This is a genomic window from Exiguobacterium sp. SH3S1 (genome assembly GCF_004337105.1).
GTDB classification, from domain to species: domain Bacteria; phylum Bacillota; class Bacilli; order Exiguobacteriales; family Exiguobacteriaceae; genus Exiguobacterium; species Exiguobacterium aurantiacum_A.
Genome location: NZ_SJUW01000006.1, coordinates 17182 through 32692 on the forward strand (window position 1 = coordinate 17182; position 15511 = coordinate 32692).

General features: G+C 53.0%; 11 protein-coding genes. 6 read left to right on the forward strand and 5 right to left on the reverse strand.

Annotated elements, in window-relative coordinates; all coding sequences use genetic code 11:
* Positions 1-66: 66 nt before the first annotated feature.
* The 5 genes from EVJ26_RS08015 to EVJ26_RS08035 form a co-directional block, all read right to left on the reverse strand.
* Positions 67-2076, reverse strand: a complete 2010-nt coding sequence (locus EVJ26_RS08015) for a catalase (protein ID WP_131470214.1) — start codon at positions 2074-2076, stop codon at positions 67-69.
* Between the two features lie 110 nt (positions 2077-2186).
* The gene (locus tag EVJ26_RS08020) at positions 2187-4271 is read right to left on the reverse strand and encodes a heparinase II/III family protein (RefSeq protein ID WP_131457868.1); all 2085 of its coding nucleotides are present in this window, start codon (positions 4269-4271) and stop codon (positions 2187-2189) included.
* A gap of 102 nt (positions 4272-4373) precedes the next feature.
* On the reverse strand, positions 4374-5024 hold the full coding sequence (locus EVJ26_RS08025) for a hypothetical protein (protein ID WP_131457867.1): 651 nt from the start codon (positions 5022-5024) through the stop codon (positions 4374-4376).
* Between the two features lie 51 nt (positions 5025-5075).
* Positions 5076-6281 (reverse strand): NAD(P)/FAD-dependent oxidoreductase, encoded by a 1206-nt coding sequence (locus EVJ26_RS08030; protein ID WP_131470215.1) that lies wholly within the window; start codon positions 6279-6281, stop codon positions 5076-5078.
* A gap of 98 nt (positions 6282-6379) precedes the next feature.
* Positions 6380-9886, reverse strand: a complete 3507-nt coding sequence (locus tag EVJ26_RS08035) for a chitobiase/beta-hexosaminidase C-terminal domain-containing protein (RefSeq protein ID WP_131470216.1) — start codon at positions 9884-9886, stop codon at positions 6380-6382.
* A gap of 387 nt (positions 9887-10273) precedes the next feature.
* Between EVJ26_RS08035 and EVJ26_RS08040 the strand changes: the two genes are divergently transcribed.
* The 6 genes from EVJ26_RS08040 to EVJ26_RS08060 all read left to right on the forward strand — a co-directional run bounded on the left by EVJ26_RS08040 (position 10274) and on the right by EVJ26_RS08060 (position 15479).
* A complete protein-coding gene (locus EVJ26_RS08040) occupies positions 10274-11029 on the forward strand; it encodes an alpha/beta hydrolase (protein ID WP_131470217.1) in 756 nt (251 codons plus the stop codon).
* Between the two features lie 168 nt (positions 11030-11197).
* Positions 11198-12853, forward strand: a complete 1656-nt coding sequence (locus EVJ26_RS08045; RefSeq protein WP_131470281.1) for a glycoside hydrolase family 13 protein — start codon at positions 11198-11200, stop codon at positions 12851-12853.
* 48 nt (positions 12854-12901) lie between these two features.
* Complete coding sequence (locus EVJ26_RS08050; protein WP_131470218.1) at positions 12902-13234, forward strand: hypothetical protein; 333 nt, start codon at positions 12902-12904, stop codon at positions 13232-13234.
* Positions 13235-13298: 64 nt separating this feature from the next.
* Entirely contained in the window at positions 13299-13502 is a 204-nt protein-coding gene (locus EVJ26_RS08055; RefSeq protein ID WP_016508010.1) for a YwbE family protein, read from the forward strand.
* A 1-nt stretch (position 13503) separates the two neighbouring features.
* Positions 13504-13671 carry a hypothetical protein gene (locus tag EVJ26_RS14475; protein WP_016507944.1) on the forward strand — a complete coding sequence of 56 codons (168 nt, stop codon included), beginning with the start codon at positions 13504-13506 and terminating at the stop codon, positions 13669-13671.
* 347 nt (positions 13672-14018) lie between these two features.
* Positions 14019-15479: an alanine/glycine:cation symporter family protein gene (locus EVJ26_RS08060; RefSeq protein WP_131470219.1), complete on the forward strand. Its 1461-nt coding sequence runs from the start codon at positions 14019-14021 to the stop codon at positions 15477-15479.
* Positions 15480-15511: the final 32 nt, after the last annotated feature.

Here is a 15511-nt window from a genome sequence, read left to right on the forward strand (position 1 = left end):
AAGAAGGGTGGACAAAAAAGGACTCGACTCGAAAATACCGAGTTGAGTCCTTCCGTTCGTGAATCGTCAAGCGCGGTCCCAGAACCGGGCTTTGGCAATCCCGTCGATGAACGTGTCGAATCCGTCGAGACTGTGCTGTTTGAACGTGTAGACGCCAGGTTGGTCCGTCTTGACGCGGCACTGATCGAGCACTGAATCATCGTGTAAGTGCAAAGCGAGCGGCTTGAAGTGTTTATACGTGTTCTCGATAAACTCGAGGACGTCGTCTTCGACCGAACTCGCGGCGCTGATGAGGAAAGCGGCGTCGAACAGGCTCGAGTCGACCGTATCGTACGTCTCTTTCACTTTGAGGTCACCGAGCGTGTACGATTTCTTCCCGACGAGGCTATAGTTCACTTTTTTGTCGGCGAGCGCTTGGACCCACGCCTTCACTTGCGCGGCATCGACATCACCGGCGAGAAGGACGGCGACGCTCTTCGTATCCGGTTTCGAGATCGTGTTCGCCATGCTGAGGGCAGGCGATGTTTTGTCCGAGACGACTTCGTTGTTCTCGGCAGGCAGTGCGACGCCTAAGTTGTCGGCGACGACCGAGGCGAGGTGACGGTCGATCCGGTTCAACAAGTCGACGGCGTTTTCTTTCACCATGTCCGATTCACACTTGCCGAGCTCAAAGCTGCAGGCGTCTTGAATGTGCTTCTGTTCGACCGGGGTCATGCTGTTGTAGAACATTTTGGCTTGTGAGTAGAAGTCGAGGAAGCTGTCGCTGCGGCCACGGACTTTGTGACCATCGACTTTCTCTTGGTAATGCTCAAATCCACCTTGGTCGACCGGCACCGGTGCTGGCTGATTGTTGTTGAGCGCGTTTTTATGGTAGCTCGTCTGGCCTTTATGGACCGACATTTGATGCATGCCGTCGCGTTGATTGTTATGGAACGGACAGACCGGTTTGTTGATCGGGATCTGATGGAAGTTCGGTCCGCCGAGACGTGACAGCTGTGTATCTGTGTAGGAGAACAAGCGCCCTTGCAGGAGCGGGTCGTTCGAGAAGTCGATACCGGGAACGATATGCCCTGGATGGAATGCGACCTGTTCGGTTTCGGCGAAGAAGTTATCGACGTTCCGGTTGAGCGTCATCTTCCCGACAAGTTTGACCGGGATCTCTTCTTCCGGCCACAGTTTGGTCGGATCGAGGATGTCGAAGTCGAACTTGAACTCGTCTTCGACTGGGATCATCTGCAGACCGAGTTCCCATTCCGGGTAGTCGCCTTTATCGATCGCCTCATACAAGTCGACGCGGTGGAAGTCGGCGTTTTTCCCGACGGCCTTTTGCGCCTCGTCCCACACTTGCGAGTGGACACCGAGCTTCGGTTTCCAATGGAACTTGACGAAATGGGCTTTCCCTTCCTTGTTGACGAGTCGGAACGTGTGAACGCCGAACCCTTCCATCATGCGAAGGCTGCGCGGGATCCCGCGGTCGCTCATCGCCCACATGACCATATGGGCCGTCTCATGGTTTTGCCCGACGAAGTCCCAAAACGTATCGTGGGCACTCCCGCCTTGCGGGACTTCTGTATGCGGTTCCGGTTTCACGGCATGGACGAGGTCGGGGAACTTGATCGCGTCTTGGATGAAGAAGACCGGAATGTTGTTCCCGACGAGGTCGTAGTTGCCTTCGTCCGTATAAAACTTCGTCGCAAATCCACGGACGTCACGGACCGTGTCGCCGGATCCGCGCGAACCTTGCACCGTCGAGAAGCGGACGAAGACAGGCGTCACTTTCGCAGGATCGTTCAGGAAATCCGCTTTCGTATAGTCGGCGAGCGATTCGTATACTTGGAATTCACCGTGGGCACCGACGCCGCGCGCGTGAACGATCCGTTCCGGAATCCGTTCATGGTCAAAGTGCGTCATTTTTTCACGGAAGTGGAAATCTTCGATGAGCGTTGGTCCCCGAAGTCCCGCTTTGAGCGAGAACTCATCCTCCGCCATCTTCAGTCCTTGGTTCGTCGTCAGTCCTGCTGCTTGTTCATTGTCGATCGTATGTTGTTTCAACTGTTCTTCTTTTTTATTCCCCATCATGTTGCCTCCCCATAAGTATGCTCTCCCGACGTAAGCCGTGATTGACCTACTGTACGGTTTTTCCCTAACGCTACGAGAAGAAACCCCCATTTTAAAATGGGGGTCGGTTAGCGCAGCATCGACAACGTCTTCGTCGTTCCATCTGATAAGGTGTATCGGACGATATAGTGGCGGGAGGTCGTCTCCATTTTGTAGGAACTGATTTTCGTCGGTTTTTCCCCGATGTGAAGGAGTGTCAAGTACGTCACACCTTTCCCGCGCTTTGTTGTCGCGACTTGATTTCGTTGTTGCCAATCGTAATCGCGGTACGAGACGTGACTCGACCCGACGGCGAGTTTTGGAATCGAGCCGACCTCAAGTTGCAGGAGATGGAGCGAGCGGCCAGTCGCGTCTTTGAAGTAAGCGTATCGACTGCCACTCGCCACCCGGTGCAATCCGACACCGAGATGGAACCGCTGGACGAACGATTCGGTCACCGGACTCGTGACCCGGTCATAGACGAGCACCGTCCCGTCACGGTCATAGGCGAGACGCCGAGTGTGCGACATGCCGTTCCCGATCAATTGGCTCGTCGCGGAAGCCGTCCACTGAATCGAGGAGGTCCCGACCGACGTGATCTGGCTTCGTCGCAAGTTGCTCGGGATCAATCGGAAGCTTTGCCCGGCAACGTGAACCGTATTGTGAGCAGCGGCTTGGAGCACGACGTTCCGTTCAGGACGCTTCGTGTACGCATAACGTCCGCTCTCGACTAGGAAATCGCGGCCGTAACCGTACAAGTCGATGGACAGGTCGTCAGCATGTTTATGGATGTTGCTATGGTAACCAGCCGTCATCGTCACTTGGACGGCGTCTTGGAACGGTCCGGAGCGTCCTCCCCAATGTTGCCTGAAGAATGCGTATTGATTGGACAGTCGGCCTGCCTTGACCGTAGGCTGCACTCCGGCCTTACCTCCCGTCATCGCATAGAGGAGGTGGGGATACCGTTCAATGTAAGGGATGGCGTCCGTTCGGTGGGTGATGGACGGTGTGTCGCCGAACATCGGCAACGTGCCGTTCGGTTTGAGCATATACGTGAGCGCCACCGGCATGTCTTTCACGTCACGCATTCGACTCGACAGCGCAAAGCGGTTCGCCGACGCCCAATCATTGAAGCGGGCGAGTGTGTCATATAGATAGATTTGATAGTAGGGTGAGTGTTCGAGATGGACGCCGTCCGCACTCAAACTATGGTTCAGTTGTCTCGTCAGTCGGGTCGTGGCAAGCCCTCGCCAAGCCGCAGAGCGGTCAAAGGATCGATGCGTCTCGGCAACGGCCGAGAGCGCCATGTCTTGAAAGATACCGTGGTTGTTATTCGGTTTATAAAAGCTCGTCTTCGCCAAGAGCGTCGCGTGTTCATAAAGTGTTTTCGCAAACAGTTGTGAGAACGCTGGGTCAGTATTGACACGCGATGTCCGGAATACGTTCCAAAAATTGAGCAAATGGAACGTACGGATCGCGGTACCGTGGTCATGGTAAGGCCATGGGTGGCGCGTATAGGCTGAAATCGGATATTGCTTCGTCCAGCTCGAGATGATTCGCTTCCCGTAACGGAGATACTCATCTTGTCCGGTGGCGGCGTAAGCTTGCGTCAGTTGGTTAAGTGTCGTGAAATAGTGAATTTGAAACTTGAATGAGTTTGAATCGACGTTTGGGACGTACTTGTCGAATCGATATGTATCAATATTTGGGACGCGCAACTGATAGGGTGGTGATGGGATATACCAATTCCCCTTTATGGCGGCGTTGGCTCGGGCGATGGCAGTCGAGTCTTTCAGCTTGTCGTAATAGTAGGGGATGTGTCCGCGCGTCAGCGTCCTCATGTATTCGTGAATAAGCCGTGTGTTTGCCGAGTCCGCAATCGCGGTTAACGATAGGTTCGTCGAAATCAGTTTTCCATCTTGCTTCCTTACGTACCAGGTCGTTCTTCCGTCAACGAGGCGATAGTAGGCACCCGATGTCGTGACGGCTCGAAATATTTTCGTGCTTTTTAGCGTCGTCTTCGGGATGAGTGTCTTGCCTGAAAATTGATAAAGTATGGTGCCGGCGGAGACGCTTACTTGATATGGGGCTGGCGTCGCAGCTTCGACGTTTTCGGGTGAAATACTAATGTTGATCAGGAGCAATAAAACCAAGACGATAACGGAGCGTCTCATAAAGTGTCGTCCTTTCTGGAGCACGATTCAGCAAAAAATCCCTGCCCCATACAGTTAGCCGTTGGGGGAGGGAAGTCCTGCTTGTTTAGTGAACGAAAGGTGTCACAACGCTGCCCAAACGCTCTGCTTCAAGACGATATGCTGCACTTTTTCAGGCTCGAGATCGTATTTCGTCGAGATGGTCCGGGTCACTTTTGCTTTCAAATCAGGGTCGTTGGATTGTTTCGCCTCGTAAATCTTGTTCCACTCTTCCCAGACACGTACCTCGCCTTCAGATAGTTGGCCGGTCCATTCCTTCTCGCGAAGTTGCCAACCGAACACCATGTCGTCGTAGTCGCCGGCCTCGACCGTCTCGGCGAGCGACCAGTCGCCTCCTGGCGCGTAGACGGCCTGACCGAGGGGAGAGTCCGTGCCAATATACGCCTCGTGATCATAAAAACGGATCAACGCGGCTTGGAACGTGTCTCGTTCGGTCACGTCACGCATGACGTCATGGCTGATGGACTGGAGCGTCTCGACGTCAGGACGTCCGTGGACGACGACATCGTATTCATAGCGGACCGCGTCATCTTCATGTATCGGTTTGCTCGCTTCAATCGTATAAGTTGCTTCGTGCTGAGACATCTGCTCGGTTTTGTCTTTCTGTTTCGGCGGGTCATTCGGCCACACGTAAGCGGTGAACGCGATGGCAGGGACGAGCAGCAGCGCTCGTCTCAGACGATATACCCACTTCGGTTTTCGTTTCGATTTCATGGTTATCACTTCCAATCTTATGTATGAAAAAATCCCCTGATCGCCAGGGGATTAACGCGTCCGATCTAATCGTACGAGCCGTGCATCCGAATTGTCGATGCCGCGCACTAAATCACTCAAGATTTTAGAACCTAACATGCTGTAAACCGTACCGTTACCGCCATACCCGAGCAGGTAGAACAGGTTTTTCCGGTCCGGGTGTTCCCCGATGAAGGGCAGGTGGTCGATTGATTCACCGAACAGAGCTGCCCAAGCGTATTCGACTGTCAAATCGTACATCGGGAACAGCGCCGCGACTTCTTGGCGAATCCGCTCGGCCCGATTACGGATGAGCGCGTCACTATGAGGTGTCTCTGGTTTTTCCTCGTCGAGGCCACCAGCGATGATCCGGCCATCGACCGTCGTCCGCAAGTAGAGGTAAGGACGCTTCGTCTCCCAAATGAGCGCCTGTCCGTCCCAATCCTTGAAATCCTTGATTGGATTCGTCGCGATGGCGTAGGAACGGTTGAGCTCGATGCGATGGGTGTCGAGCAGTGGTGCCGGCCCGTAACCGGTCGCGAAGATGACGTGTCCAGCTTTGAACGTCCCGTCTGGCGTCAAGACGAGCCAGACGTCTCCGTCAGGTACGACCTCCGTCACGTCCGTCTCCTCGAAAATCGGAACGTCGTTCATCGATAGGTGGCGAACGACTTGGCGGCTGAGCGTGAGCGGGTTGACTTCAGCATCGCCTTTTGTGATCAGTGCGGCCGGTTTATCGAATGGGAACCGGTCTTGGAGTGCCGTTTGATCAAGCCATTCAGCGTCAAACCCGTGCTTGGTGAGCATCTCATATTCACGTTTCAGTTTGGGGACATCTGCCTCCTCGCTCGCGAAGCAAAGACTGTCGCGTCGGATGTAGACGTCTTTTGCGTCGACGGTCTCGGCGACCTCGTCGAGCGCATCGACCGCCTTCCTACATAATTTATAGAAGCGGACGGCATCGACTTCCCCGATCTGGTCAGCGAGCTCATGCAACATGATGTCGTTTGAATATTGGATGAGCCCAGTGTTCGCCGCCGTACTTCCGGCTCCGACTTTCCCTTTGTCGAGGACGGCGAAGTCGATGCCGTCCTTATAAAGCGTGTAAGCCGTCAATGTGCCGGACATGCCGGCTCCGATGACGAGCACGTCGTACTGTTCTTTTTGGATCGGCTTTTGTAAGACGATCTGTTCCGACTCAGTGATCGGCCAATATAAGTTCCCGTTGTGCATTTCCATGACGTCATCCTCCGATAATCAGCATCTTCTTCTTAATGCCCGAATTTTGAGATTGAAAACGCAAAAAACCGCAGACGAGATGTCTGCGGTAGCGTTCGTTATTTTTTGACGACAACTGTTTTAGTAGACGCGCCTTTCGTATACGTGATGCGTTTGACGTTCTCGGCACCACGAATTTCTGCAAGGTTCGTCCCGTCGACGATGACTTCTTTGACGGTCGCGCCTTTAAAGTCGATGATGGCACCGGCTTGTTTCGGCTTCACTTGAACGACGACGTTTTTGAGCGGGTCACCCGTCAATTCCGTGTAAACGCCACGCACGAAGATGCCGTTCTTGAAGTTCGTCCCTTTACCGATCGTCACGCCGATGAAGTCGTCTTGAAGGACAAGACGGGCAGCCTTATTGTTCTCGACCGTGTAGCGTTTCACGTCGACAACGGGTTCCGGTGTGAGGTCGATTTGCGCGAGGACCGGATCGTGGTCACTGGCCCGGCCCGACATCTCTGTGAAGTCGGCGTTGACGTGGATCATATCGATCTCGGTCGTTGCCGCTAAACGGTTCGACACGAGGATGTGGTCGAGCACTTGCGAGTTCCCTTGGTAGACGTAAGAGTAACGGTCGACGGCAGGGACTTTCTCGACCATGTTCGTCATCAAGTCACCTTTGAAGATTTGAAGCGCGTCCGAGAACTCGAAGTCGTTGAAGTCACCGAGGGCGACGACGTTCGCATCCGGGTTATCGGCTTTCACGTCCGCTACGAAGTTGTGGACGAGTTGTGCGATTTTTTTCCGTTGCACTTCACTGCCGAGCACGACCGGCTGTTGTGAACCGAAGAAGCCGGTGTCGCCGCCTTTTGAATTCCAGTGGTTGGCGATGACGACGACGTTCTCGCCTTGGAAGTCGAACTGGGCCGCGAGCGGCTTACGTGAGCTGTTGAATGCTGGGTCGAGTGGCGCGATTCGGCCCGGGTTATGTGTCAATTTTCCGTTTTCGTAACCGACAGCCGTTGTCGCGTCACCGGCAGGGATGCCTTCCGTGAGCGAGACGCGCTCCGGATTGTACAAGAAGCCGACACGAATGTTGGCGTTCGGTGCGCCGCCATCTTGATTGTTCTCCGGATCGATGTTGACGTACTTGTACGACTTGCCTCCGATTGAGACGATATCATCGATCAAGCGTTGATAGCTTTGGTCAGCTGCAGCATCTCCTGTGCTTTGACCGTTGTTGTCTTGAACTTCGGTCACGCCGATGATGTCCGGGTTGTTCAACTCTTCGACGAACGCTTTCGCCAGTTTGAGCGCCTTCTCGTCCGACGTCTCCTTCACGTTGTTCGAGAAGTTCTCGAGGTTGTAAGAAGCGATCGTCAACTTGTCTTCTTCTGCCTCGATGAATGTCGTCTCACGCTTGGCATCACCTTTGACGAAGGCAGCTTTCATCTCATCGAGACCTGCTTGAATTTTGTAGTTTCCATATGAATAACCGACGACACCGACGATCGGTCCGTTGAAACGGTCACCGGTCGCGACATCGAACTCACGCGCTTCTGCGTTCGGTTCGAGACGGAACTGGATCCGTTCCGGGTTGGCGTCGTCTTTTTTGAGGAGCACGCCGCCGTTGAACGTCTCGGTCGGTGTCCCTTCGAGAACGGTCACGAGATCGCCGTACTGCTGCGGCGACACCGATTTGAGATTTCCGGTCTCGACGCGCATCCCTTCCAAGCTTTCCCAGAAATCGATGGCGTCTTTGTCTGGATTGAAGACGGCGAGGGCGTCGCTGTCGATAAACTCGTTCGGTAAGTTCGACTCGTCAATCTTCACTGGCGTCGGGAGTGTGACGCCACTCTTCACGACATCGACTTGTCCGTTGCGTGTATCGATTTGTGTCATCAACATATCTGTCCGTTGGCGATCGCTATAGCCTTCGATCGCATACTCGCTGACGACACCTTTCACGCTGACGAGGTCTCCGACTTGAATGCCGGCGATCGAACGGCCGCCATACAAGATGATGCCTTCTGACGTGCGTGCGTCTTGGTCTGCTTCCATGTCCGGTGTTTGAATGTAGTAATACGTCGTTCCCATCGAGACGAACGTGTACGTGACGATTCCTTCGACGCCTTCGACCGTTTGGCCGTTCATCGGTGACGTATGGCTCGCGCCTTGGATGTCGTGGATGCGGATCTTATCCGTGATCTTATAGTCGTACGTCGTCACGGCGCTGAACGCATCGCCTGACTTGACGGCGACTTTGAGCGTCTTCGTCGTTTCGACACGGACTGGATTTGTATAACGTGTCCCGTTCACTTTCGGGTCTGACCCGTCGAGCGTGTAATAGATCTCAGCGCCCGCAGTCGTCGTCGAAAGCGTCACGTCTTGAGGTCCGACGAACGTGCCGGCGCCTGGCTTCGCTGTCGCAGGGCGGAGGACAGATGCGTCAATGACCGTGTCAGACGTGTCGCGCGGAATGATTTGATAGGCATCATCGAACTGTTGAACGATCCCGGTGATTGATGAGTAATTGACGTCTGTCTGTAAGTCGAGACTGCCGCGCTCGTCGCGGATGATAAACTCTTTCGTCCCGTCTGTCGCCGTCAAGTTTTGGCCGCTGCCTGAGAGTGTGACGTTGTTCACGGTGACGAGTTCAGACTCGACGTCTTCGTTGACTTGATCGCCCGTGACGACTTGTGCGGTCGGTACGTTTGACGTTTGTTTCGAGACGACGACGGCGCTGTTCAATTGAAGGAGTTCACGATATGAACCGACGACACCCGTGACGACGACTTCGTCACCGACGTTGACGGCGAGCGAAGTCGGTCGGACCGATAGGCCGCCAGTCGCGTCTTGGATTGAAATCGTATTGGCGAGTTTTGCCGTGACGACACCTTTAATCGTGACCGTCTCGCCTTCAGCTTTCGTGCGGGCATCATTGATCGAGATTGGTGTCACTGGTGCCGGTGGTTCTTCCGACCCGCCATCCCCATACTCGACACCTTGGAACGTGTGCTTACCGAGATCCGTGAACGAATCGGTCGGGAGCGAGGTCCATTCGGTGGCCGGATCGAACGCATCCGTACCGTTAGCATCTCCGGTCGTGACCGTATCTTTACGAATCAACGTCTGGTCAGCGGTTGCGACGCTTGTTCCCCATTTTGTGCCCGGGTCGACACCGATTTGACCGAAGACGTCGAGCACAGTGTCACCTTTTTTCAAGACGAGCGTGTCATCACCGTTAAAATTCGTCACACCGCTCGTCGCATTTGATTTTGCCTTGAGCGCCTCACTCGCACTGCCGTTGACGATGACATACGTGCCACCCGGTTGCAGGGTCCCCGTCAAGTTGAGCGTCGTTCCAGGAGCCGTCCCGCCGTTTGAATACAGTTCGAGCTTGTAGGCAGAGAGGTCGATGGCTGAATCGGTTCCGTTGAACAATTCAATCGCTTTGTTGTTGCTTGATCCTTCAATATACTCCGAGATGAATAAGTCTGCTGCGTTCAACGTTTCGGCTTGTACGTTTGCCGCGATCGGCGTCATGCTGCTGACGATCAGTCCGGCTGATAAAGCGAGGCCGGTCATTTGTTTGAGTGAACGTGCTTTTGGTTTCCCCATGTTGTAGTCTCCCTTTGGTATTTAGATGGCCGATACGATTTCCCGATTCGTTTGGTCACTTGTTGAGCGTTTAGCCCCCTCCTAGTCAATACGAGAAATGATAGCGCTTACATTATTCGACTGGTGTCTACGAAAATGGCTCGTTACGACTCCATCGATTGGTGTATTTGACTATCATTTACCAACTTTGCAACTACATGTTAAACATAACCAAGCAGACGTCAGAACTCAATCTTCTTTTCACGAAGTTCATATTACATTTTAATGACAAGGTAATGAGTTTTTGGATTTTTCCCTTTTAGGTTGACGACAAGGCCATGAACTCTTACAATTCATTAATACAAATTAAGTGTATCGGTTAACTGTGAATTAATAGGGAGGAAACGAATGACGACGACTACTTATCCGGTCATCCCGGGAGCGGGGACCTTTTATTATGAAGGGAATCAAACCGGGATATTATTATGTCACGGTTTTAATGGGACGCCACAAAGCGTGCGCGATGTCGGGATCGACTTGATGGAAAAGGGCTTCACGGTGTATGCACCTCGCTTGACGGGGCACGGGACCGACCCCGAGGACTTTAGATGTTCGACGAACAAGTGCTGGTATGAGAGCATGGAAGCAGGTATCCGCTTCTTGCGCGAGCGATGTCGCCACGTCATCGTCGTCGGACAATCGATGGGCGGGACGCTCGCCTTGAAAGCCGCGCTCGCTGGCCTTGCCGACGCCGTCATCACGATCAACGCGGCGTTGTCTGTACCGGGCTACGCGTGTCATGCGGCTGACGACGTCTGTCGCTTCATCGACGAGGACGAGCCGGATATCAAGGCAAATGACGTGTATGAGATCGTCTACGACAAAGTACCGACGTCGGCCATTCGCGAATTGCTCGCTTTAATCGAGGAAGTTCGGCCTCGTGCGTCGGACGTGGACGTTCCGACGTGCGTCATCCATTCCGCTGTCGACCACGTCGTCCCGCCGGAAGATTCGATGTGGTTGTATGACAAGATTCAGGCGCCGAAGCAGCGTATCGTTTTGGAGCAATCGTACCATGTGGCGACGATGGACCATGATCGCGGTCGGTTAGCCGACGCGATCGGTACGTTCTGTGAACAAGTGACGACGGTTGAACAAATGTAGTCTCTAAGACTGCATTTTTATTTGCACTTCTTTGCAAACGCTTGCACTAATGATATTGTAAGATTAGATTTACCCAAACAGTGGTATGTACCTTCATTGATACTAATCGTAGGCTTAGGAGGAATTTGGCGTATGGAGACGGCGTTCAGACAAAGTGAGAAGCAAGGCATCGCCCGGGCATGGTGGAAAGAAGCCATCGCCTATCAAATATACCCACGCAGTTTCAAAGATTCGAACGGGGACGGTATCGGCGACCTCCGTGGCATTATCGAAAAGCTTGATTACTTGGAAGACCTCGGCATCGATGTGATCTGGCTCTGTCCGATGTATAAATCACCGAACGATGACAACGGCTATGACATCAGTGATTACGAAGACATTATGGAAGAGTTCGGGACGATGGAAGATTTCGATGCGTTGCTGAGCGCGGTCCATGCGCGAGGGATGAAGCTATTGCTAGACCTCGTCGTCAACCATACGTCAGACGAACATCCATGGTTCGTCGAATCGAAAAGTTCGAAAGACAACCCGAAGCGGGATTGGTATATATGGCGAGACGGATCAGAAGACGAGCCACCGAACAACTGGGCCAGCATTTTCGGCGGCTCGGCCTGGGAATATGACGCGGCGACCGAGCAGCACTACCTTCACGTGTTCTCTAAAAAACAGCCTGACTTGAATTGGGAGAATGAAGAAGTGCGCGGTGCAGTCTACGATATGATCAACTGGTGGCTCGATAAAGGAATCGATGGGTTCCGGGTCGATGCGATCAGCCACATTAAAAAGATGCCGACCGAGACGACGTTGCCTTCCCCGGATGGCAAACGTCACGTCACGGCGTTCTCGATGTATTCAAATATCGAGGGGATCCACGAGTATCTCCAAGAGATGAAGCGAGAGACGTTCGCCAAGTACGATATCATGACGGTCGGGGAGACGAACGGGATCGAGCCGAAAGCGGCCGACCTGTGGATGGGACCTGGAAACGGGGCGATGAACATGGCGTTCCATTTCGACCACGTCGATATTATGCGCAAGTCCCGGCTCGCCCCGCTTGACGTCGTCGAACTGAAGCGTATTTTTGACAAGTGGCAACAAGGGTTGCTTGAAACAGGGTGGAACGCCCTCTATATCGAGAACCATGACATGGTGCGTGCCGTCTCGCTCGTCGGGGATGAGAACCACTATTGGCGTGAGAGTGCGACCGCGCTCGGGATGATGTACTTCTTCATGCACGGGACGCCGTTCATCTATCAAGGGCAAGAAATCGGTATGAAGAACGTGCCGTTGCCATCGATTCACGACTACGATGACGTCGCGACAAAGAACGAGTACTTCGAACGGATCGCGAACGGGATGAGTGAAATCGACTCGATGCAACACGTTTGGGGGACGTCGCGCGACAACGTCCGGACGCCGTTACAATGGGACGCCTCGCTGCACGGCGGCTTCTCGTCAGCCACCCCGTGGATGCCGATCCATGCCGAGTACGAGACGTTGAACGTGGAAGCACAGTCTAAAGACGTGAACTCGATTCTGTCGTTCTACAAGGCGATGATCCGACTGCGCCGAGCCGAGGAGACGTTCACGTATGGAAGTTACCGCGATCTCTTGCCGGAACATCTGCAAGTATTCGCGTATGAGCGCAAGTTCGAGCAACAATGCTTTTATGTGCTCGTCAACTTGACGGCGAATCCGGCCGAGACGACGCTTCCTGGTCTTGACGAGGCGACACTCGTCTTGACGAATGAGGTGGACCCGGAACCGATCGAGCAAGACACGTTCATGCTGAAGCCGTTTGAAGCCCGGTTATATCGCTTATAATGACGAGACACCTTCCATTCGGGAGGTGTCTTTTAGGAGGGGATCAGTATGCATCAGATCGAACTCGGGAACGACGACGTCACGGTTCGATTCATCATTGCTGAGGCTAATCGTACGACGTTAAAACTCGTCCTCGCTCGAGACGCAGAAATGGTCCGGACAGCTGACTATGTCTCGTTTGGACGAGACCTTACCGAGGCGTATGAGCAATTGAGTGGTAAGGCCCAACTTCAAAATGAGAGCGGCCGGACGATTTTAAGGATTGCGTTCAACAGGGGACGGGTCGATGTCTCAATCGCGTGGGGACAAGGCGTGATGACGTTTGCGACCGATCAAAGTTATTTGACGAAAACGCTTGGTCAGATCGGTCCGTTTGAATAGACTGTGACAAATGCGGGAAAAGAGCATATGATAGAGGTTGACTATACGGAAAGGGGTGTCGGGTATGGATGGTAAGAAACGCGCGGACATTCGCCCAGGACTCCACGTCCAGATCGTCCTGAAACAAGATCAGCGGAGCGGGAAGTTGACGAAAGGCGTCGTCAAAGACATTTTGACGAACTCGCCAAGTCACCCGCACGGCATTAAAGTACGCTTAAACGATGGACAGGTCGGTCGGGTAAAAGTGATCGAAGCTGGAGGTGAATAATATGAGTGAAAAGAAATTGAGTTTCCAAGAGGCGATGAAGCAAAAACTCGCCGAGAAGAAACAGAACGAAACGAAAGTGCCGACAGGACTTCGTGGGACGAAGCAAAAACCGTTGACGAACCAGTTGACGAAAAAGCCGAACAACCAGAAGAAACGGACCGGCGTATAAACCAAGCAGTTGCTCATGCGAGCGACTGTTTTTTTGTTGGGGTCAATCAGGCGACGCATCAATGAAATGACGATCGTTGAAGTTACGCAGGTGAATCTTCTTTTAAAAAAGTGAAACCTTAAATCAAATAACAAAATAAAAATGATGATTTATTCATTCTTCCAAAATAGTATGTAAGCGCTTTAAGTGTTGGTTTTTCAGTCTTTTTGTTGTGTATCATGTGAATTTTTTGTGAACTCACCTATAAAAAAATTGTTGCTAATTGTCAGAATCTTTGTATAATTCAGAACTAAGACATCATAAAAAAATCTTCAACTTAGATTTCCACAACAGGGAGGAACTTATTCATGGAAGCTGTACAAAACTTGTTACAAGGAAGCGTCGACTTTTTAAACAACATCTTATGGTCGTACGTGCTTATCGTCGGATTGATTGGGGCCGGGATTTACTTTACGGTCAAGACAAGGTTTATGCAGTTCCGCTACTTAAAAGAGATGTTCCGTGTCGTCACAGAAAAATCAGATGCCACAGATAGTAAGAGCATCAGCTCGGCGAAGTCGTTCTTCATCGGAGCGGCAACGCGAATCGGAACTGGTAACTTGGCCGGGGTCACGGTCGCGATCACACTCGGTGGACCGGGAGCAGTGTTCTGGATGTGGATCGTCGCCCTCGTCGGTGGCGCTACCGCGATGATCGAGAGCACGCTCGCTCAAGTGTATAAAGTAAAAGACGACGTCGCATACCGCGGCGGTCCAGCTTACTACATTGAAAAAGGGCTCAACAACCGCGTCCTTGGTATCATCTTTGCAGTATTGATTGCATTCACGTTCGGTCTTATCTTCAACTCGGTACAATCGAACACGATCGCAGCAGCGTTTGATAACGCGTTCGGTCTCGAAGCTGCAGTCGGTGGCGCTATCCTCGTCGTCTTGACAGGTCTCGTCATCTTCGGTGGCGTCCGACGTGTCGCGAACTTCTCGGCAATCGTCGTACCGATCATGGCTGTCCTTTACTTGATCGTCGCTCTTTATGTCGTCGTCGTAAACATCACAGAAATGCCAGCCGTCCTCGGCATGATCTTCAAGAGCGCGTTCGGAATCGAGCAAGCGTTTGGCGGATCGGTCGGAGCGGCCATCATGATGGGTGTCCGTCGTGGTCTCTTCTCGAACGAAGCTGGTATGGGTTCGGCACCGAACGCAGCAGCGACGGCAGAAGTGTCACACCCGGCGAAACAAGGTTTCATGCAGACACTCGGTGTGTTCTTGGATACGTTGATCGTCTGTACGGCGACAGCGGCTATCGTCCTCCTTTCGGACAGCTACGCGGCTGGTAACGGTGAAGGGATCGCACTCCTTCAAAACGCGTTGGCTGAGCAAATCGGTGCTTGGGCACCTGGCTTCATCGCTATCAGTGTCCTCTTGTTCGCATTCAGCTCGATCGTCGGTAGTTACTACTACGGTGAGACGAACATCGAGTTCATCAAGAAGAGTAAAGGCGCTGTCTTCGGTTTCCGCCTTCTCACAATGGGCTTTGTCTTCCTCGGTTCGGTCGCGAGCCTCGGCTTCGTTTGGAGTCTCGCCGACTTGTTCATGGCCGGTATGACGCTCATCAACTTAGTCGCCATCTCGCTTCTCGGCGGTGTTGCCTTCAAAGTACTTCGTGACTACGAAGAGCAACGGGCCCAAGGTCTCAACCCACGCTTCTCGGCCCGTAAGCTCGGCATCGAGAACACAGAATGTTGGGACGTCGACGAGGACGAAGTCGCAGAAGGTACGGTTCAAGTCGCCGCTGCCGATTCGTCAAAATAATCATTTACGCAACAACAGGGGCCCTGCATCGG